At 45.2% G+C, this 18,264-nt stretch carries 18 protein-coding genes; 16 read left to right on the plus strand and 2 right to left on the minus strand.

Annotated elements, in window-relative coordinates; translation table 11 throughout:
• The first annotated feature begins 326 nt into the window (after positions 1 to 326).
• From AC23N5_RS13750 to AC23N5_RS13795, 10 genes are all read left to right on the plus strand, one after another.
• Positions 327 to 1,772 (plus strand): arginine deiminase family protein, encoded by a 1,446-nt coding sequence (locus AC23N5_RS13750; protein ID WP_487756026.1) that lies wholly within the window; start codon positions 327 to 329, stop codon positions 1,770 to 1,772.
• A 61-nt stretch (positions 1,773 to 1,833) separates the two neighbouring features.
• On the plus strand, positions 1,834 to 2,400 hold the full coding sequence (locus tag AC23N5_RS13755) for a Uma2 family endonuclease (RefSeq protein WP_487756027.1): 567 nt from the start codon (positions 1,834 to 1,836) through the stop codon (positions 2,398 to 2,400).
• A gap of 37 nt (positions 2,401 to 2,437) precedes the next feature.
• Positions 2,438 to 3,367 carry a citrulline utilization hydrolase CtlX gene (gene ctlX / locus AC23N5_RS13760; RefSeq protein ID WP_487756028.1) on the plus strand — a complete coding sequence of 310 codons (930 nt, stop codon included), beginning with the start codon at positions 2,438 to 2,440 and terminating at the stop codon, positions 3,365 to 3,367.
• 37 nt (positions 3,368 to 3,404) lie between these two features.
• A complete protein-coding gene (locus AC23N5_RS13765; RefSeq protein WP_183970999.1) occupies positions 3,405 to 4,739 on the plus strand; it encodes a DEAD/DEAH box helicase in 1,335 nt (444 codons plus the stop codon).
• Positions 4,740 to 4,856: 117 nt separating this feature from the next.
• Positions 4,857 to 5,561 (plus strand): ABC transporter ATP-binding protein, encoded by a 705-nt coding sequence (locus tag AC23N5_RS13770; RefSeq protein ID WP_487756029.1) that lies wholly within the window; start codon positions 4,857 to 4,859, stop codon positions 5,559 to 5,561.
• Positions 5,561 to 6,367, plus strand: coding sequence for a hypothetical protein (locus AC23N5_RS13775; protein WP_487756030.1), 807 nt, complete (start codon positions 5,561 to 5,563; stop codon positions 6,365 to 6,367). The genes AC23N5_RS13770 and AC23N5_RS13775 overlap by 1 nt, the downstream gene beginning before the upstream one ends.
• A gap of 145 nt (positions 6,368 to 6,512) precedes the next feature.
• Positions 6,513 to 7,334 carry a hypothetical protein gene (locus tag AC23N5_RS13780; RefSeq protein WP_487756031.1) on the plus strand — a complete coding sequence of 274 codons (822 nt, stop codon included), beginning with the start codon at positions 6,513 to 6,515 and terminating at the stop codon, positions 7,332 to 7,334.
• Positions 7,335 to 7,339: 5 nt separating this feature from the next.
• Entirely contained in the window at positions 7,340 to 7,702 is a 363-nt protein-coding gene (locus tag AC23N5_RS13785) for a GntR family transcriptional regulator (RefSeq protein ID WP_487756032.1), read from the plus strand.
• Positions 7,689 to 8,348 carry a hypothetical protein gene (locus AC23N5_RS13790; protein ID WP_487756033.1) on the plus strand — a complete coding sequence of 220 codons (660 nt, stop codon included), beginning with the start codon at positions 7,689 to 7,691 and terminating at the stop codon, positions 8,346 to 8,348. Before AC23N5_RS13785 ends, AC23N5_RS13790 begins: the two co-directional genes overlap by 14 nt.
• Before the next feature lie 41 nt (positions 8,349 to 8,389).
• Complete coding sequence (locus AC23N5_RS13795) at positions 8,390 to 10,003, plus strand: GMC family oxidoreductase (protein ID WP_487756034.1); 1,614 nt, start codon at positions 8,390 to 8,392, stop codon at positions 10,001 to 10,003.
• Between the two features lie 184 nt (positions 10,004 to 10,187).
• Here the strand turns inward: AC23N5_RS13795 and AC23N5_RS13800 are convergent, their stop codons facing one another.
• Positions 10,188 to 11,345: a 2-isopropylmalate synthase gene (locus tag AC23N5_RS13800; protein WP_183971006.1), complete on the minus strand. Its 1,158-nt coding sequence runs from the start codon at positions 11,343 to 11,345 to the stop codon at positions 10,188 to 10,190.
• A 398-nt stretch (positions 11,346 to 11,743) separates the two neighbouring features.
• On the opposite strand from AC23N5_RS13800, the gene AC23N5_RS13805 reads away from it, so the two are divergent.
• The 6 genes from AC23N5_RS13805 to AC23N5_RS13830 all read left to right on the plus strand — a co-directional run bounded on the left by AC23N5_RS13805 (position 11,744) and on the right by AC23N5_RS13830 (position 16,843).
• A complete protein-coding gene (locus AC23N5_RS13805) occupies positions 11,744 to 12,592 on the plus strand; it encodes a glycerophosphodiester phosphodiesterase family protein (RefSeq protein ID WP_487756035.1) in 849 nt (282 codons plus the stop codon).
• Between the two features lie 80 nt (positions 12,593 to 12,672).
• Positions 12,673 to 14,202 carry a GH3 auxin-responsive promoter family protein gene (locus tag AC23N5_RS13810; protein ID WP_487756036.1) on the plus strand — a complete coding sequence of 510 codons (1,530 nt, stop codon included), beginning with the start codon at positions 12,673 to 12,675 and terminating at the stop codon, positions 14,200 to 14,202.
• Positions 14,203 to 14,357: 155 nt separating this feature from the next.
• Positions 14,358 to 14,939 (plus strand): LemA family protein, encoded by a 582-nt coding sequence (locus AC23N5_RS13815; protein ID WP_183971008.1) that lies wholly within the window; start codon positions 14,358 to 14,360, stop codon positions 14,937 to 14,939.
• A 121-nt stretch (positions 14,940 to 15,060) separates the two neighbouring features.
• Entirely contained in the window at positions 15,061 to 15,492 is a 432-nt protein-coding gene (locus AC23N5_RS13820) for a TPM domain-containing protein (RefSeq protein ID WP_183971009.1), read from the plus strand.
• Positions 15,493 to 15,502: 10 nt separating this feature from the next.
• Positions 15,503 to 16,273, plus strand: coding sequence for a TPM domain-containing protein (locus tag AC23N5_RS13825; RefSeq protein ID WP_487756037.1), 771 nt, complete (start codon positions 15,503 to 15,505; stop codon positions 16,271 to 16,273).
• Between the two features lie 129 nt (positions 16,274 to 16,402).
• Positions 16,403 to 16,843 (plus strand): NUDIX hydrolase, encoded by a 441-nt coding sequence (locus tag AC23N5_RS13830; RefSeq protein WP_487756038.1) that lies wholly within the window; start codon positions 16,403 to 16,405, stop codon positions 16,841 to 16,843.
• Here AC23N5_RS13830 and AC23N5_RS13835 read toward each other — a convergent pair.
• Positions 16,787 to 18,202: a high affinity choline transporter 1 gene (locus AC23N5_RS13835; RefSeq protein WP_487756039.1), complete on the minus strand. Its 1,416-nt coding sequence runs from the start codon at positions 18,200 to 18,202 to the stop codon at positions 16,787 to 16,789. The two genes, AC23N5_RS13830 and AC23N5_RS13835, sit on opposite strands and share 57 nt — an antisense overlap.
• Positions 18,203 to 18,264: the final 62 nt, after the last annotated feature.

The following is an 18,264-nucleotide window of genomic DNA, read 5'->3' on the forward strand; positions in this document are numbered from 1 at the left end:
AAACGTTGCGCATCTCCGACGCTTGAAAATGATGTTTATTCGTGCGGCAGGTTCTACAAACGTTGAGCATCTTCGATGCAAATGCCCTTCGTGCAGCGGGTTTCTCAAAACCCGCTGACTACAAATGTTGCGCATCTCCGATGCAAATGCTCCTTATTTTATTGGTCAAAATGACTGAATAAATTGAAATAAAGTGAATTGTTTTTTCAAAAATTAGAATTTCACGTCTTTTTGCCTTGTAAATCCTTTGTTTTGGGTCAAAAGTGTATTTTGCGAAAAAACAAAAAACACCGCGGCTTACCAAGCTCTTTCACCAAGTTTTCCTTATGACATTCGACAACCAACTCAGAGTATCGTCCGAAGTAGGGACGCTTCGTAGATTGCTTATTCACAGCCCCGACCGTGGTTTGGGCAAGGTTGTTCCTTCTAAAGCGCAGGACTGGCTTTTTGAGGACATCGTTCACCTCGACACCATGCGCCGCGAAGAGTATGATTATTATGTTAAAATTTTACTCTATTTTCTTGACCCTGAAAAAGTGAGAGGGAAAATAAAAGAGATAGATGCTGACCCTGAGCGGTTGTTTTATAAACCAGGAAGTGCTGCTTATTTTAACTCAGATAAAGTTGTTGATATCCAAAAATTATTGGCAGAAATCCTTGAAGACGACGCGATTCGGGTAAAACTCATTGCTTCGATTTGTGCTGTCGAGCGTTGTTCGTTTCGGATTCAGGAAAAACTCAAAGAATACGACCCGATTGAATTGGCGAAAATCTTGATTTCTGGGTCCTTGCCCGACCTTCACATGATTTTTGCTCCGCTGCCCAACTTCATTTTTACGCGCGACATTGGCATTGTCATCAATGATCACGTGCTTCTCAATAAACCCGCCAAAGCAGCTCGTACGCGGGAGTCGCTGTTGACCCAATACATCTTTTTTTACCACCCGCAGTTTGAAGCTTGTCGCAACAATATCATCGAAATTCCTGATAATGAGCACCATTTCTTGTTGACGGAAGACGAGCTTAAAAGCGATTATCACCGTTCTACGCTAGAAGGGGGCGACGTGATGATGGTGGCACCACGGCATTTGCTGATTGGATGCAGCGAGCGCACGACCTTGTACGCAGCTCAGCAGGTGATGAAATCGTTGTTTGAACGTAACGTAGTCGATACCATTACCATCGTGAAAATCCCCAAAAAACGGGATTATATGCACATCGACACGGTTTTTACGCAAGTAAAACGCAACGTTTGGGTATTGCTAGGGTCGATTGCTCGTCAGGGCGACGAAGCCAAAAAACGGGATGTGCTCCACTTTTTTGCCCCGAAAGAAGACCCTGATCGTTTGCAAATTATGCAGTTCAACAAAGGCTGGGAAAACAAACCTACCGAAATCGAGAATTTAGAAGATTTGTTGACCGACATCAGCAAAAACGATTTGGGGTGCAACGAGCCCGTGGAGTTTATCTATTCAGGAAACAACGAATTTCCGTTTGGCGCCCGCGAACAATGGACGGATTCGTGCAATTTGTTGGCGCTTAAAGACGGCGTAGTGATTGGTTACGATCGCAACGATAAAACCCTTGAAGCATTTCGTGCCAAAGGCTTCCGAACGGTGCGGGCCAAAGATGTATTGGAAGAATTTGAAGCAGGAATTTCATCGCCCGAAACGATTCAAAATACGTTTATTATGCTGCCTTCAGCCGAGCTTTCGCGGGCGAGAGGAGGTTCGCATTGCATGAGTTTACCTATTTTGCGAGATGGATTTTAAGCTCTCTGCCTTTTTGATTCATTGGCTTTATCATTAACTTTAGGATAAAATCAAGCAAGTTATGATTACTACACTGGTTCAGACTGACGTATTACCAACCGACCTTCAAACAGTCGAAGCGTTTGAAAATTGGCAGCGCCAACACGTGGTGGAAGGTAGTTTTGAATTTTTAGATGGTAAAATCATTCAAAAGGAGGCTATGAAACAAGATGAGATTTTTATCGCGGCTTTTTTGCAACGAATTTTTACGCAGACAAAAAGCTATCAGAGCGGAGATGTTTTGATGCCTGAATCGGATTCTTATGTAAGCCAAACCCGCAAGCGAGTGCCTGATTTGACCTATTTTACGGCGGATGAAATCAAACAGATGCGGCAAGGAGCACGAATAAAAACGCGATTTGCCATTGAAATCTTGTCGGATTCAGAGTCGTTTGAAGATGTGATTGAAAAAGTGCAGGATTATTTCGACGCAGGAGGAGAGTTGGTGTGGTACATTGCGCCAAAACAGCAAAAAATATACGTCTATACCAATCCTGATGAATCAAAAGCGTACAAAGGAAACGACTTGATTGTGGCTTTGCCCGTCGTCCCCGATTTTCAATTTGAAGTTTCCCAATTATTTTCCTAAAAATCAGCAACTAGAGATGAGTAGTATGTCGTACAAAATGCAACCTCAAGCCACCACGCACATTATGATGATTCGGCCTGTGCGTTTTGGGTTTAATGAAGAAACGGCCGAAAGCAACGCGTTTCAAGACGCTGCCTTGGCTACTCAAACCAAAGACAGTGCGCAACAAGATGCCTTGACCGAGTTTGAAAACATGGTAGCACAACTCACAGCCGCAGGCGTGGATGTGATTACGTACGACGATACGCCTGAACCTTATACGCCCGATTCTATTTTTCCAAACAACTGGGTTTCATTCCACCAAAGCGGCAAGGTGATTCTCTACCCAATGCAAGCTGAAAATCGCCGTTTGGAGCGCCGTATGGACATTATTGAGAGCCTGAAAGAACATTTTCAAGTGGATGAAGTCATTGATTTGACCCATTTTGAAAAGGAAGGGAAGTTTTTGGAAGGAACAGGAAGTATGGTGCTCGATCGCCGCTATAAAATGGCCTACGCCTGCCTTTCTCCGCGCACGCATCCCGAGGTTTTAGACGCATTTTCGGAAGCAACGGGCTTTAGCGTTGTGAAATTCAATGCGGCCGATGCCAACGGAAAGGCAATTTACCATACCAACGTCCTTATGTGCATAGGCGACGCCTTTGCCGTAGTTTGTTTACAAGCCATCACTGACCCCGACGAGCGATTGTACGTGCGTGAAGAGCTTGAAAAAACGGGTAAGCAGGTGATAGAAATTACGCTGGAACAAATGAACAGCTTCGCAGGAAATATGTTATTGGTATATAACAAACGGGGCGAAAAACTGCTCGTGATGTCCACGCAAGCGTTTGAGTCATTGACGGCCAAACAGCGGGATGAACTCGATGATTATGCCGTATTGCTCCACTCAGATTTGTCAATTATCGAAAGAAATGGGGGTGGTTCTGCCCGCTGCATGATGGCCGAAGTGCATCTTACTGAGAAATAAGTCGTACCTTTGTGGCTTATTACGATGAATAAGCCACATGAAGTTTGACGAACTAAATCTGAACAAATCCCTGTTGAAATCCCTTGATGATTTGGGTTTTACGACGGCCACAACTATCCAATCGAAGGTTTTTCCAGTGGTCATGTCAGGGAAAGATGTATATGGAATTGCACAAACTGGTACAGGAAAGACCTTTGCCTACTTGTTGCCATGCTTGCGTCTGTTTCAGTTTTCCAAAGAGAAATCTCCGCAATTAGTGATATTAGTGCCCACCCGCGAGTTGGTGGTGCAGGTCGTGGAGTCGGTAAAACAACTGACGACCTACATGAACTTGCTCGTAGTGGGTGTGTATGGGGGCGTAAATTTTAAGCCCCAAGTCGCTGAAGTGTCCAACGGTGTTGATATTTTGGTCGCTACGCCAGGTCGATTGGTCGATTTGCTGTCGAGTGGGGTAGTGAAGCCAAAGAATATCAAGCGGTTGGTGCTCGACGAAGCCGACGAAATGCTCAATTTAGGGTTTCGGGCGCAGTTGAAACTAATTTTAGATACGCTGCCTGAACGCCGCCAAAATCTTCTTTTTTCGGCGACCATTACTGATGAAGTAGAGGCGTTGATGAACAGCTACTTCGAAAGCCCCGTGCGGGTGGAGGCCACTCCCGTAGGAACACCATTGGATAATATCTATCAAACCGCCTACGACGTTCCCAATTTTTATACCAAAATCAATTTGTTGACATTGCTCCTTGGCCACGACCCTGACATGACAAAAGTGTTGGTGTTTGTGGCAACCAAGCACTTGGCTGAGTTGGTGTACAACGAATTGTCGGTGGAGTTTGGCGAAGAATTAAGCGTTATTCACTCAAACAAAGCCCAAAACCAGCGTTTTGAGGCCGTGAATCGTTTTGAAAAAGGCGAAGCACGTATTTTGGTTGCTACCGACGTCATTGCCCGTGGTTTGGACATTGCCGAAGTGTCGCACGTCATTAATTTTGACATGCCAGAGTTCCCCGAAACCTACATTCACCGCATTGGGCGTACAGGTCGGGTGGACAAAAAAGGCGTGGCCATTAGTTTTATTACTGAAAACGAGAAAGAACAGCAGTTGGAGGTAGAAGTGCTAATGCAGCAGGAAATTCCAATGCGGCCGTTGCCCAAGCACCTCGAAATTTCGGATGAACTGATTGAAGAGGAAAAACCGAAACAAATGATGAAACTCCCGCAAGTCAAGATTGCATTGAGCGAATCGTTTGGTGGGGCATTTCACGACAAATCGGAGAAAAACAAAAAAGTAAACGTGCGCCGCGACCATGCCAAGGAAATGATGAAAAAGTACGGCAAACCCATCAGAAAAACACGCCCTAACAATGGGTGATGATGTGCTTCTGCAGGAGATTTAAAAAAAATTAAGCCTCTCTATTGACATGTATGGAGAGGTTTTTATATGTTTGTAGTGTATTAGTTAAATAGTACACTAAATCTCAAAGATTCCATGATTCACTTAGACGCTATTTCGTTCAGCTATGAAAAGCAGCCCCTGTTTTCGGGGTTGACAATGCACTTGCAGCCAGGGCATATTTATGGGCTTTTGGGGGCAAACGGGGTGGGTAAAACGACTTTGCTCAAGTTACTAGCAGGGTTGGTTTTTCCAAAAGGAGGGATGTGCAAGGTGTTGGAGCAGGAGCCACGCCACCGCAAGCCTTCGTTGATGAGTCAGCTGTATTTTGTGGCCGATGAGCCTCATTTGCCTCATTCAACGGCGGCGCGCTACGCGGATACCTACGGCGTTTTTTACCCAAATTTTGACAAATCGCTGTATTTAGAATACCTAAAAGAGTTTCAAGTACCCGCCGAACAGGTTTTTTCTAAACTGTCGTTTGGGCAGCGGAAGAAGGTGGTCATCAGCTTTGCTTTGGCGACCCAAGTACCGCTGGTACTCATGGATGAACCTACCAATGGCTTGGACATTCCTTCAAAAAGTACCTTCCGAAAGTTGGTAGCGGGGGCGATGACCGACGAACGCTGCATCGTGATTTCGACCCACCAAGTGCGCGATTTGGATAGCTTGATAGACGCCGTTTTGATTCTCCATCAGGGCAAAATCGTTTATAACGAAGACCTCAATGCCTTGGCCGCCGAGGCAACCGCGCAGCCCAATCTCGAAAGTTTGTTCCAAGAAGTCATTCAATTCCACTAATGATGAACGATACGTTTGACCTTCGCCGATTTGGGTGGTATGCCCAGAGAGAGTTACGCGAAAACTGGAAAGCCTATGCGTTGGGTTTAGTCGGAATGGTGGCATTAATGGCCTTTTTCATTTACTCAGAAAGCAGTAAAGTGCCAGAAAAATACCGAGATATTCCCATCGATATTTACCCTTCGTTGGTGATAACAATGGGTATGATGGTATGGGTAAGCAGTGGATTTAGCCTGAGAGGTTTTTCGGTAGCAGACGAACGTTTTGGGACGTTGCTTTTGCCCGTATCCAACCTTGAGCGTTTGCTGTATGCGTGGTTGGTGTCGCTTCCCGTGCCGATGTTGGTTTGCGCGTTTGTGTGGAAAATAAGTTGGTTGCTAATCATTGAGCAATGGCAAGAAGAGTTTCCTACCTTAAAAATCAACACTGATTTTGCCTACTGGGCCGACGCTTCTTACTTTTCTATTTTTATCTTGACGGGTTCGGCGGTTTTTATGCTGGGTGCAATGACCCTCGGCAAACTCAATTTCCTCAAAACGATGGGAGTTTTATTGCTCGCTGGCGTTGGGGTACTTCATTGGGGGCAAGGGTATTTGTTACGAGCATTATTCCCTGCCGAAGGACTGCGGTATCCTACACCCGCACCTTGGGTACCTCCGACGATTACGGTGCGTAGCCCTGAGGGAATTTCGGTCGAACGTATCCACTCTATTTACGAAAACCTCTATCAGTGTTGGTGGGTAATTTGTTTGCCGATTTGTTTGTACGCCATCGTGTTTCTAAAAATGAAAGAACGAGAAGTGTAAGTAGTTATCCGTTATTAGTTATCGGTTATCAGTAAAATCTAATCAGCTGTCTATCAGCTTTCTAATGACGATTAACAGAGCGAAGCGGTGCAACTGTGCGTAAGTAAGAGCTTAGAAGATTTTTTAAAACAAATTAATCTTATTGATGATGAATGACCTATTTGATATTCGACGCTTCGGACTCTATGCCCGAAAAGAATTTCGTGAAAACTGGAAAGTGTATGCGCTGTTTGCCGTAGGTATTATGGTAATGCAGCTGATATTCATTTATTTGTTGTGTAAACCACTGGAGGATAAATTTTATTATGACCAGTTGAAAGGGTATGATTTAAACCCTTTTGCTGGGCTTTTTAACTCTGCCGTAATAGCCACCTGGATTTCGGGAAGCTATGCTTACTCTTATTTTTCTTCTTCTTCTAAAACTTTATCTTCTCTAACATTGCCCGTTTCCCCCTTAGAACGATTTTGTTTCGCTTGGCTTCTTACTATCCCTTTAAGCTTGATAATAACGGCTATTTTATGGCGAGTAACGTGGTTCTTTGGTACCCCGTTTATCCTTTCAACCTTTCCTAAAGTAATTATCAGAATGGATTATGAGAAGGCATTTAGAAATGTAATTCAAACAAGTTTAGCAATTGGAGTTTTCGGCATTTCGGGAGCGTTTATGTTGGGAAGTTTGATTTTTAGGAAATATAGTTTTTTCAAAACATTGGCAATTGGGTTAGGAGCGATAGCACTTCTCTATGTGTTTCAGCAAAAAGCACTAACAGCAATTTTGCCAAATGCCGATAGAGTGGAAACCTCCCCTTATCCAGGGTTTATATACGCAAGTGTAAGAACTATCTCCAAACTTCATCTCCAATTTGGTTCAACCCTTGACTTACCCTACTTGGTTTGGTGGATGGGGTGTTTGCCTGTCATTTTGTGGGTAGCTACGTACTTGAAAATCAAAGAAAAAGAAGTTTAACAGCCATGAATTTTCATAACCAAATCCCGATTTACCTGCAAATTGCCGAACACATCGGCGAGCAGATTCTGACCCAACGTTGGAAACCCGATGACAAAATTCCATCCATTCGGGAGTTGGCGGTGCAGCTGGAGGTAAACCCCAATACGGTGCAGCGCACCTACGATTTTTTGCAAACGCAAGAGGTGATTTTTACCAAGCGTGGGTTGGGGTATTTTGTAGCACCTAATGGCGAACAAAATTACCTCAACTGGCGCAAGGAAACGTTTGTGCAAAACGAACTACCGATTTTTTTCAAACAAATTCGCTTACTAAAAATGAGTTTTGAAGAACTCGAAAAACGATTTTACGAATATGAAAACATCTAATCTATTGCTAACCGTAGCCGTCGTTGTGACGCTGGTCGTTCAGGCGCTTTTAGTGTTTGGGTACAAGAGTGCCTATTTGGAACAACTGACCGCCAAACAAGAAAAAGCGCATACGATTTTTCGCACTTTTGATAAGGAAAAGGCATCGGCTAAAGTTTTGAGAGTCAAAGGTATTCGCTTTACGTTGCACTTAGGAGCAGAAAAAGCAGGTTTTCGCCACGATTACCGTCGGGTAGGTTTTGGTTATAGTAAAAGAGGCGATACGCTCGAAATCTCAGCGGTAACGGGACGGCAGGATGATGTCGATTTTTGTGAGTTGTATTTTTCCGAAATGCCCACGATTGAGCTGTATGATTCAAACGTCAGTATCGTTACTACCAAGCCCATGCAGGCGTCGCTGTTGGTGAAGAAAAATAGTGTGTGTGCGCTGCAAAAAGGGACTTGGGGAAAACTTGACGCACGGGTAGAAGACATCTCTAAACTCCGATTGGTAGAGGGCAGCGAAATCAATCAGTTGACGGTGAGCTTGGCGGACAAAGCAGGTTTGGAGGACGTGGGAGCAACGGTGAAGAAAATTCGATTGGCTTCTCAGTCCGATAGCAGTGAGGTAACACTTTCGGGCAAATCACTGAAAAATTTACAATAAAAAATTGTACATTTCCTGAAAAATAAACCCTTTTCACGGAAATGACATTCGATTACATCATCATCGGGGCGGGCTCGGCGGGTTGTGTGCTGGCGCATCGCCTTTCGGCAAATCCAGCGATCCAAGTATTGTTGTTGGAAGCAGGAGGGCCTGACAAAAAAATGGAAATTCATATTCCAGCGGCTTATTCCAAACTCAATCGTACGGAGGTCGATTGGGGATTTGAAACTGAGCCTCAGCCGCATGTACTTAATCGAAAAATGTATTTGCCGCGCGGAAAAGCATTGGGCGGCAGTAGTTCTACCAATGCTATGGCCTACGTGAGAGGCAACCGCGCCGATTACGACCAATGGGCAGCACTTGGAAATGAAGGCTGGAGTTACGAAGACGTATTGCCTTATTTTAAAAAATCAGAACATAACGAGCAGATTCACAACGAGTACCACGGGCAAGGTGGACCGCTTAACGTAACCTACGCGACGGGCTATCGTACGCCCGTGGCGGAGGCGTTTGTGAAAGCCTGTGCCGAAAAAGGAATTCCCGAAAACCCCGATTATAACGGTGCCGAACAAGCAGGAACGAGCCTGTTTCAGTTTACCATCAAAGACCAAAAACGGTGGAGTACGGCAACGGCGTTTTTGAAACCTATTTTGCAGCGTTCTAATCTGAAAGTCATTACGTTTGCTCACACAACTCAACTCATTTTGGACAATGACCGTGCGGTAGGCGTGGAGTTTTTGACGGGAAAAAATACGACCGAAAAAGCGTTTGCCAACAAAGAAATCATCTTGTCGGCAGGAGCGTTTAATTCTCCTCAAATCTTGATGTTGTCGGGGATTGGCGACAAAGACGAGCTAAAGAGGCACGGAATAAAGGCTAAAAAACACTTTCCAGGGGTGGGTAAAAACCTACAAGACCACTTATTTACGGGGGTGAGTGCCTTGGCGAATGTGCCTACCGCCAACGATTATCTGTCGGTGTGGGGGCAGGTAAAGGGATTAGCGCAGTACGTATTTATGAAAAAAGGGCCGATGACGATTAGTCCGTTGGAAGCCAATGCGTTTACCAAAATTCATTCAGGCCCCGACCCTGTCGATTTCCAGTTTCATTTTGCGCCAGTTCACATGGGCAACGACGGGAAAGCCGATTTTTACAACATTGATACCTTTCCGCATACCAGCGGTTTTACCATTTTGCCGACGCTCCTCAAGCCCAAAAGTGTTGGTTATGTGGGGCTTCATTCGTCAAATCCGTTGGATGCGCCACTCATTGACCCACGTTTTTTATCCGAAGAAGAAGACGTGCTAACGCTGTTGAAAGGGACGAAAAAAGCGCTGGAAATTATGGACGCCAAGGCATTTGACGTGGTGCGAAAGGAAGTAATTCTTCCCCTTCAACGTAGTTCCGACGAGGCACTTATTTTGCACATCAAAACACTGTTGGAAACGGTGTATCACCCCATCGGGACGTGCAAAATGGGCAACGACGAAATGGCGGTGGTGGACAGCAAATTGCGGGTGCACGGCATCGAAGGGCTTCGGGTGGCCGATGCGTCGATTATGCCCCGTATCATCGCGGGCAATACCAACGCCGCTTGCATTATGATTGGCGAAAAAGCCGCTGATTTGATTTTGGGGGATATTCGTCATAGTTAATTGGGAAACACATAGTTCACAATAGAATTTTTCACAATAGGGTACATAACAATATCTTATGTTTTCTATGTGTTTATTCTACTGTTTTCTATGTGTTTTAAAAAAAATGACAAAACAAAACCCCCGCAAAAGTGATTCTGCGGGGGAGGAATGATTTTCGGATAAACTGATAACCAGTACCCAATTAACCAGCAACAACTATCTCACGAGCAAGCTCTACCAAATCTTTGTCGTTTACTTCTTTTTTGATGTCGGCTACGTCCAAGAATTGCTTGTAAATAATGTCCAACGTTGCTTTATCGAACGTATAACCCAACAATTCCAAACGGTGCTTCAACGCGTGGCGACCGCTACGAGCCGTCAACACAATCATTGATTTATCCACGCCCACGTCGGTAGGGCTCATAATTTCGTAGTTCAAGGTATGTTTCAAGAAACCATCTTGGTGAATACCCGAAGAGTGTGCAAACGCGTTACGCCCCACAATCGCCTTGTTGGCTTGTATTGGCATACGCATCATTTTTGAAACCAATTGGCTGGTAGGGAAAAGCAATTGGGTATTGATGCCCGTTTCGTACCCTAATTCTTTGTGTACATTGAGGGCCATCACCACCTCTTCCAACGACGTATTTCCAGCCCGTTCGCCAATTCCGTTCATCGTTACTTCCACCTGACGTGCTCCGTTCATGATACCAGCCAAAGAGTTGGCCGTTGCCAAACCAAGGTCGTTATGACAGTGAATCGAAATAGTCGCAAGGTGAGCGTTTGAGGTATTTTCAAAAATATACTTGATTTTGTCGCCATACTCATTAGGCAAACAATAGCCCGTTGTATCTGGGATATTTACAACCGTAGCTCCTGCTTTGATTACTGACTCTACCAAATGTGCCAAGAAAGCCACATCCGCACGTCCCGCATCTTCACAATAAAACTCTACATCCTCTACGTACGACTTGGCGTGTTTTACGGCGCCAATCGCTTGTTCTACGATTTTCTCACGCGTGCTGTTGAATTTGTGCTGAATGTGAATATCGGACGAACCAAGTCCCGTGTGAATCCGTCCGCGTTGAGCATATTTGAGGGCTTCTCCAGCGGCATCAATATCCCCTTTTACGGCGCGTGAAAGGGCGCAAATAACAGGCTGACGAACAGCTTTTGAAATTTCTACCACCGAACGAAAATCACCAGGGCTCGAAACAGGAAAACCCGCTTCGATGATATCAACACCCAGTTTTTCGAGTTGTTGTGCTACCACAATCTTTTCATCGGTTGTCAATTGGCAGCCAGGCACTTGCTCGCCGTCCCGCAACGTGGTGTCGAAAATTTGGACTTTTTGGCTCATTGTGTGTAAAGAGAAATTATAAATTGGTTAGATTTCGACTTTTGGGGTTTTTATTCACAAAAAACCCTTTCTCAACGTGAGAAAGGGCCTTTTTACTACAAAGGTTTCCTTTCTCACATGACCTGTGTGAGGAGAAGACCGAGAATATTATTAGGTTGTAATGTCATAAATTGTGTTGCGAATTTTCGCTGTACGCGTATTTCTTCTACAAAAATAGCGGAATAATTTTTTGGTGCAAAAAGTTTTCAAAAAAAATGTAGCGGTATATAAATTTTGTTCTTGCCGCAGATTTTCCTATTTTTCTACAAATAAAGCAGAAATACCTAGTTTTGTAAAGACATACGTTCCCGAATCAGATGAAACCCCGCTTTTTGTTTTTTTTTCTCCTAACTATTGGTATGGAAGTTACCTTTGCCCAAACGCCACTTTTCAATTGGCAAGGCCACCGTGGCTGCCGTGGATTGATGCCCGAAAACACCATTCCTGCGTTTCTGAAAGCACTCGACTACGGAGTGAATACCCTAGAATTGGATGTCGTTGTTTCGAAAGATAAGAAAGTAGTCGTTTCGCATGACCCTTATTTTCACGCCGACTTTTCGATAAAACCCGATGGTACACCCGTGCCAAAAAGTCCCAAAATTGTGTTATACGACCTCACGTATGACGAAATCAAACGCTACGATGTGGGCAGCAATGGCAACGCAAATTTTCCCGAACAACAAAAACAGAAAACCTACAAGCCACTTTTAAGCGAGATGATTGAGGCCGTGGAGGCGTACCGAGTTAAAAACAAACTGCCGATTTTCTTGTACAACATCGAAATCAAGAGCGAAGAAAAAGAATACGATAAGTCGCAGCCTCAACCTGCGGAGTTTTCGGACTTGGTTTATCAAGAAATCATGGCTCAATTGCCACCCGAACGGATTGTTCTCCAAAGTTTTGATTTCAACGTTTTAAAACATTGGAAGAAACAAATCGACGCGGGCAAGTACAAAAAAGTAGCCTTGTCGGCGCTGGTAGCCAATGCCAAAGGGATTGAAAAAAACGTCGAGGATTTAGGGTTCACCCCCGAAATATACAGTCCTTACTATTTATTACTTTCGACGGAGCGGGTACAACAACTGCACAAGATGGGAGTGCAAGTGGTGCCGTGGACGGTAAATACGACCGAAGAAATGCACAAAGTGAAGGCCATGGGCGTCGATGGCATTATTACGGACTACCCGAATCGCATCCCGAAATCCTGATTTTTACCAAAACCTATTAGGAGGGTAGTGTATGATTCATTGCTTTTATTTATGTTTGAGAAAATAAAACCTGATTTTCTGTGTCTCTACTGAACGACATAATGGTCTTTTTTATGAAGCGTCGTGCCGAGCGTATCGAACACTTCAAGGCGAATCCCATCGAGGTTCAGTACAAAGTATTCCACGATTTGCTGGAAGCGTCTCGCTACACCGATTGGGGGCGAAAGTACCGCTATGATTCGATTCAAACCATCAAACAATACCAAGAACGCGTACCGATTTCGAGTTACGAAGACTTGTATCCGTCGATTGAGCGGGTGTTGCACGGCGACCAAAATGTCCTTTGGCCGTCGGATGTAGAGTGGTTTTCAAAATCGTCGGGAACGACCAATGCCCGTAGCAAATATTTGCCCATCACGCCCGAATCGTTGGAAGAATGCCATTACCGAGGTGGCCGCGACGTGATGACGCTGTACGCCCAAAACCGTCCAGGAACGTTGGTTTTTGAGGGAAAAGGGTTGTCGATTGGCGGGAGTTTGCATGATAATCCCTTCAACAGCGAGGGCGGAATGGTGGGAGATGTGTCGGCGGTGATTATGCGTAACTTACCCGCGTGGGCCGATTACATTCGCACGCCACCCATCGACATTGCTTTGATGGACAAATGGGAGGAGAAGCTGGTCAAGATGGCTGAAATCTGTGGCAACGAAAACGTGACAAGTATATTGGGCGTACCGACTTGGACGATTGTACTCCTCGACCGCATTATGGAGGAACGTGGAGCGCAGCACATGCTCGATATATGGCCTAATTTTGAGGTATTTATCCACGGAGCCGTTGCCTTTCAGCCTTACCGTGAGCTGTTTATGAAAAAATACTTTCCAAGCGACAAAGTTACCTACATGGAAACGTACAATGCTTCGGAAGGATTTTTTGCGGTGCAAGACGACCTTGCCCACCCAGGCGAAATGCTGTTGATGCTCGATTACGGTATTTTTTACGAATTTGTACCCGTAGAAGAGTGGGACAAACCGCACCCCAAAGCCGTTACGCTCGATGAAGTAGAGTTGGATAAAAACTACGCGCTCATTATTTCGACCAACAGTGGTTTGTGGCGCTATCAGATTGGTGATACCATTAAGTTTACCTCAAAATATCCTTTCCGTATCAAAATTAGCGGCCGTACCAAGCACTTTATCAACGCTTTTGGCGAAGAAGTCATCATCGAAAACGCCGACGAGGCCGTCACCTTTGCTTGTGAAAACACGGGAGCCGTGATCAATGACTACACCGCAGGGCCTGTCTATATGGACGATGGCAGTAAAGGCCGCCACGAATGGGTGATTGAATTTAGTACGGCACCGTCCGACTGGCAAAAGTTTTGTCACTTGCTAGACAAACGCCTTCGGGAAGTGAACTCTGACTACGATGCCAAGCGTTATCAAGACCTTGCGTTGTTGGCACCGCTCATGCACAATGTTCCGTCGGGTACATTTTATGAATGGATGGGGCGTCGAGGAAAATTAGGCGGCCAAAATAAAGTACCACGCTTGAGCAACTCGCGGGAGTATTTAGAAGGAATTTTACAAATGGTGTATCAAATGGAGTAAATGAGCCGAAGGTAGCCCCAAAAACTAGGCTTGGTCATTTTTTTGAAACGTAAAAAGCCTATTTTGCCACGAAAAGAAACCATCGGTGTAAATAGTCCACCAGAAATTTTAGAATTACACAACTTTGCAACCGTTAACTAAAACCTAACAAAACCATGTCAAAAACCACATTAATTGTCATTGTCGTCCTTGCCATTTTTGGAATGTACGGCTGTAGTACTTACAATGGCCTCGTGAGCAAAGACGAAACTGTCAACAATGCGTGGGCCAACGTACAAAGCGCCTACCAACGTCGTGCAGATTTGATTCCTAACTTAGTAAATACGGTCAAAGGAGCGGCTGATTTTGAAAAAAGTACGCTTACCGCAGTGATTGAAGCACGCTCAAAAGCTACGTCTATCCAGTTGAAACCAGACCAATTGACTCCTGAAAATATGCAGAAGTTTCAGGCAGCTCAAGACCAATTGAGTGGGTCTCTTTCGCGCCTTTTGGTATCGGTAGAGCAGTATCCGCAACTAAAAGCCAACCAAAACTTTTTGGAATTGCAAGCTCAGTTGGAAGGCACCGAAAACCGTATCAAGGTAGAGCGTGACCGTTTCAATGAAGTGGTGAAAGGCTACAACCAATCGGTACGTACGTTCCCTGCCAACATTTTTGCTGGTATGTTTGGCTTTGCGCAGAAGGGCTATTTTGAAGCCTCTCAAGCGGCCCAAACGGCACCTACGGTGAAGTTCTAATTTCAAAACTTTCTGAAAAACAACCTTCCCGAAAGTTTAACAACCTTCCCGAAAGTTTTAAACTTTCGGGAAGATGTACTTTCCAACCGTAAACTTGTAAACTCTAAACCGTACATTGTTCATGTCTCTTCTTTTGACTTCTTCCCAACAAGAGCAAGTAGTGGCGGCGATTCGTTCGGCAGAACTGGTGACTTCGGGCGAAGTACGTGTTCATATCGAGACCAATTGCCTCGAAAGCGATGTCATCGAACGTGCCAAACAAGTCTTTGCGGACCTTGGAATGCACCGTACTGATTTGAAAAACGGGGTGTTGTTTTATTTGGCCACAGACGACCGAAAGTTTGCCGTACTGGGTGACAAAGGCATCAACGAACGCGTTCCTGATAATTTTTGGAACAATGTGCGCGATACAATGCGAGCTCATTTCAAAAAAAATGAATTTGCCGAAGGTCTCAGTCAAGGGATTCAGTTGGCAGGTGAGCAACTGAAAACGTTTTTCCCTCGCCAAGCAAACGACATCAACGAACTCTCCGACGATATTTCGTTCGGGTAACTTTTTTCCAATGCGTCATTTCTTTTCTCTTTTGTTGATAACCTTGTGTACCATTCGTGTTTGGGCACAAGATATTCCCGAACCGATGAATCCTCGGCGTTTGGTCAACGACTATGCGGGTATGCTAAACGGGACAGAACGTGAAACCCTCGAACAAAAACTGCGGGTTTTTAATGATTCCACTTCGACACAAATTACGGTGGTGATTGTGAAATCAACGTTGCCGTATCCTCCAGGCGACTATGCGTTTGAGCTGGGACGACGTTGGGGTGTTGGACAAAAAGACAAAGACAATGGCATAGTGTTGTTGTGGGCGTCGGACGACCGCAAGATTTTTATCGCTACGGGGCGAGGCATTGAAGGCGCGTTGCCTGATGCAATTGCCAAACGGATTATTTCGACGGTTATATCCCCCGAATTTAAACAAAAAATGTATTACCGTGGCCTTGACCGAGGAACGGATGAAATCATCAAGTACACGGCGGGAGAATACAAATCGGATGGCACCGAGGGCGGCGACGGAGAGTTTCCTTTAGGTGTTATTATTTTCCTAATCATTATTGTCATCATTATTATTATCATCATTTCCAAAGCCAATAAAGGCGGTGGCGGTGGTGGCCTAAGCCGACGTGGCGGCGGCTGGTATCCTTACACGACCTACACAGGCTGGGGTAGCTCGTCGGGCAACTGGGGCAACAGCGGCGGCGGCGGCGGTGGTTCAAGCTTTGGTGGTTTTGGTGGGGGAGACTTTGGCGGTGGAGGCGCTGGAGGAGATTATTAGGAATGACGAGTGAAGGAGTGTAGAATGACGAGTGAGGGAGTGTAGAATGACGAATAAAAGTGGGTTCTCGGTTGCAATAACCGTGTTTTCGGTTGCTTACTACCGAAAAAATAACAAAATAGATTCTTTATGAAAGTACGGCCTGCGGCGCTTATTATTGAAAATAACCATTTGCTTTTGCTGCGCTATAACTACAGCGGCAACGACGTATTTGCTTTGCCTGGTGGTAACCCCGACCGTGGCGAAACCCTCCCGCAGACGATTGAACGCGAACTAAGCGAAGAACTGGGAATTGAGGCAGAAGTTCAGGGAATGCTTTTTTCGGGGGAGGTACTGTTACCGCACCAAAAAGACGACGTGCTTCATGTGGTTTTTGGGGCACAAATCATCGGAGGAATCCCGCGACTCAACCCCAACGAGACGACAGCCCTAGAAATTTGTTGGAAGCCTGTGAATGTGCTACACCAATTAAACCTCTACCCCAACGTTGGGCAATACATTCAAGATGGATTACTAGGCAGCCCGCCCCATCCCTACGTCGGGCAAATCAACCAGCCTTTTTTTAGTTAACAACGACCCCACAAGCATTCCTAACAAGCTTGCGGCTGTTCCGTAGAGAATGGCAGGAAACGTCGTATGCCATACAAATGCGCACAACACCCAAACGACAAGCCCAAGAATCATTGATGCCATACATCCAACGGCATTGGCGCGTTTCCAATAAAGTCCAAAAGTAAGTGGTACAAAAAGAGAAACTAAACTAAAGGCCGACGACTCTCCCACTAATTCAAAAATATCCTGCCGTGTTTGGGCCATCCAAATAGAGGCAAACGTCACGAAAACAACGCCCAAGCGAATGACAAGCAAAAGGCGGGTGTCAGATAGGTTAGGAAGATAGGGTTTGACAAGATTTTCGCCCAATACTGCCGCAGGAGCCAAAATAGCGCCACTACTGGTGCTCAATAAAGCCGAAATTAAGGCGCCAAAAAACAAAATTTGAATCCACAATGGTGCGTGTTGAAGCACCATGTTGGGAATGATGAGGGAGGTATCTCCGTTCATTAATTCAGGATAAAGCGTTTTGGCGGCCAAGGCAATAAACAATGGCAAAAGCGCCACCGTTAAGTAAAGTCCTCCCGCAAAAATCGAAGATTTTACGGCAGTGTCAGCATCTTTGGACGACATAACTCGCTGGAAAATATCTTGTTGGGGGATAGATCCTAGCCCTACCGTAATCCACGCTGCAAGGTATTCGGCGTAGCTTTGCAAACTCATTTCTTTGGGGGTAATGCGGAAAAAATCAGCAGGCTGTTGGCTCGTGACAGGAGCGATTCCTCCCGTTTTGGAAAAGAGAATAATGGCCAAAATGATAAGCCCAAAAATTAAGATAATATTGTGTAAAAAGTCAGTAATAGATACCGACCACATCCCGCCCATAAACGTATAGAACATAACGAGGATGGCGCCAACCCAGATGCCTGTGCTCAAGGGCAGCCCAAATACCACTTGCCCCACAATGCCCATGGCGACAAACTGAGCAGCGATCCAACCAAAATAAGAAGGGATAATCATTATCGCCGAGACAAATTCCGACGTTCTGCCAAAACGCATCAGGAAAAAATCACAAAAAGTAATGATGTTCCAACGATAAAAAGTTCGGGCAAAAAATATACCTACAAGTATCAAACATAAGGCCGCGCCGAAAGGCTCCTCAATGACATTTAGGAAACCGCCTTCGATAAATTCTTTGGGAGCCCCCATCATGGTTTCCGAACCAAACCAAGTCGCAAAGGTAACCATTGTGGCCAGTCCCATAGGTAAACGGCGCCCAGCCAACACAAAATCTTGGGTGCTGTGTACTCGCCGAGACGCCCAAAAACCGACGGCTACGTTAATAAGAAGATATATACCAATGGAAAAAATAAGCATAAATCAAGCGAAAAAGTGGGAAGGGGACGAATTTGGGAACATTAACTGGTTTTTGCAATTTT

Source organism: Runella sp. R5_40, assembly GCF_057652295.1.

Excerpts from the sequence above, each read along its gene's own strand:
- AC23N5_RS13750 (WP_487756026.1), top strand. The coding sequence starts at position 327 with ATGACATTCGACAACCAACTCAGAGTATCGTCCGAAGTAGGGACGCTT.
- AC23N5_RS13755 (WP_487756027.1), top strand. The coding sequence starts at position 1,834 with ATGATTACTACACTGGTTCAGACTGACGTATTACCAACCGACCTTCAA.
- ctlX (WP_487756028.1), top strand. The coding sequence starts at position 2,438 with ATGCAACCTCAAGCCACCACGCACATTATGATGATTCGGCCTGTGCGT.
- AC23N5_RS13765 (WP_183970999.1), top strand. The coding sequence starts at position 3,405 with ATGAAGTTTGACGAACTAAATCTGAACAAATCCCTGTTGAAATCCCTT.
- AC23N5_RS13770 (WP_487756029.1), top strand. The coding sequence starts at position 4,857 with ATGATTCACTTAGACGCTATTTCGTTCAGCTATGAAAAGCAGCCCCTG.
- AC23N5_RS13775 (WP_487756030.1), top strand. The coding sequence starts at position 5,561 with ATGATGAACGATACGTTTGACCTTCGCCGATTTGGGTGGTATGCCCAG.
- AC23N5_RS13780 (WP_487756031.1), top strand. The coding sequence starts at position 6,513 with ATGATGAATGACCTATTTGATATTCGACGCTTCGGACTCTATGCCCGA.
- AC23N5_RS13785 (WP_487756032.1), top strand. The coding sequence starts at position 7,340 with ATGAATTTTCATAACCAAATCCCGATTTACCTGCAAATTGCCGAACAC.
- AC23N5_RS13790 (WP_487756033.1), top strand. The coding sequence starts at position 7,689 with ATGAAAACATCTAATCTATTGCTAACCGTAGCCGTCGTTGTGACGCTG.
- AC23N5_RS13795 (WP_487756034.1), top strand. The coding sequence starts at position 8,390 with ATGACATTCGATTACATCATCATCGGGGCGGGCTCGGCGGGTTGTGTG.
- AC23N5_RS13800 (WP_183971006.1), bottom strand. The coding sequence starts at position 11,345 with ATGAGCCAAAAAGTCCAAATTTTCGACACCACGTTGCGGGACGGCGAG.
- AC23N5_RS13805 (WP_487756035.1), top strand. The coding sequence starts at position 11,744 with ATGGAAGTTACCTTTGCCCAAACGCCACTTTTCAATTGGCAAGGCCAC.
- AC23N5_RS13815 (WP_183971008.1), top strand. The coding sequence starts at position 14,358 with ATGTCAAAAACCACATTAATTGTCATTGTCGTCCTTGCCATTTTTGGA.
- AC23N5_RS13820 (WP_183971009.1), top strand. The coding sequence starts at position 15,061 with ATGTCTCTTCTTTTGACTTCTTCCCAACAAGAGCAAGTAGTGGCGGCG.
- AC23N5_RS13825 (WP_487756037.1), top strand. The coding sequence starts at position 15,503 with ATGCGTCATTTCTTTTCTCTTTTGTTGATAACCTTGTGTACCATTCGT.
- AC23N5_RS13830 (WP_487756038.1), top strand. The coding sequence starts at position 16,403 with ATGAAAGTACGGCCTGCGGCGCTTATTATTGAAAATAACCATTTGCTT.
- AC23N5_RS13835 (WP_487756039.1), bottom strand. The coding sequence starts at position 18,202 with ATGCTTATTTTTTCCATTGGTATATATCTTCTTATTAACGTAGCCGTC.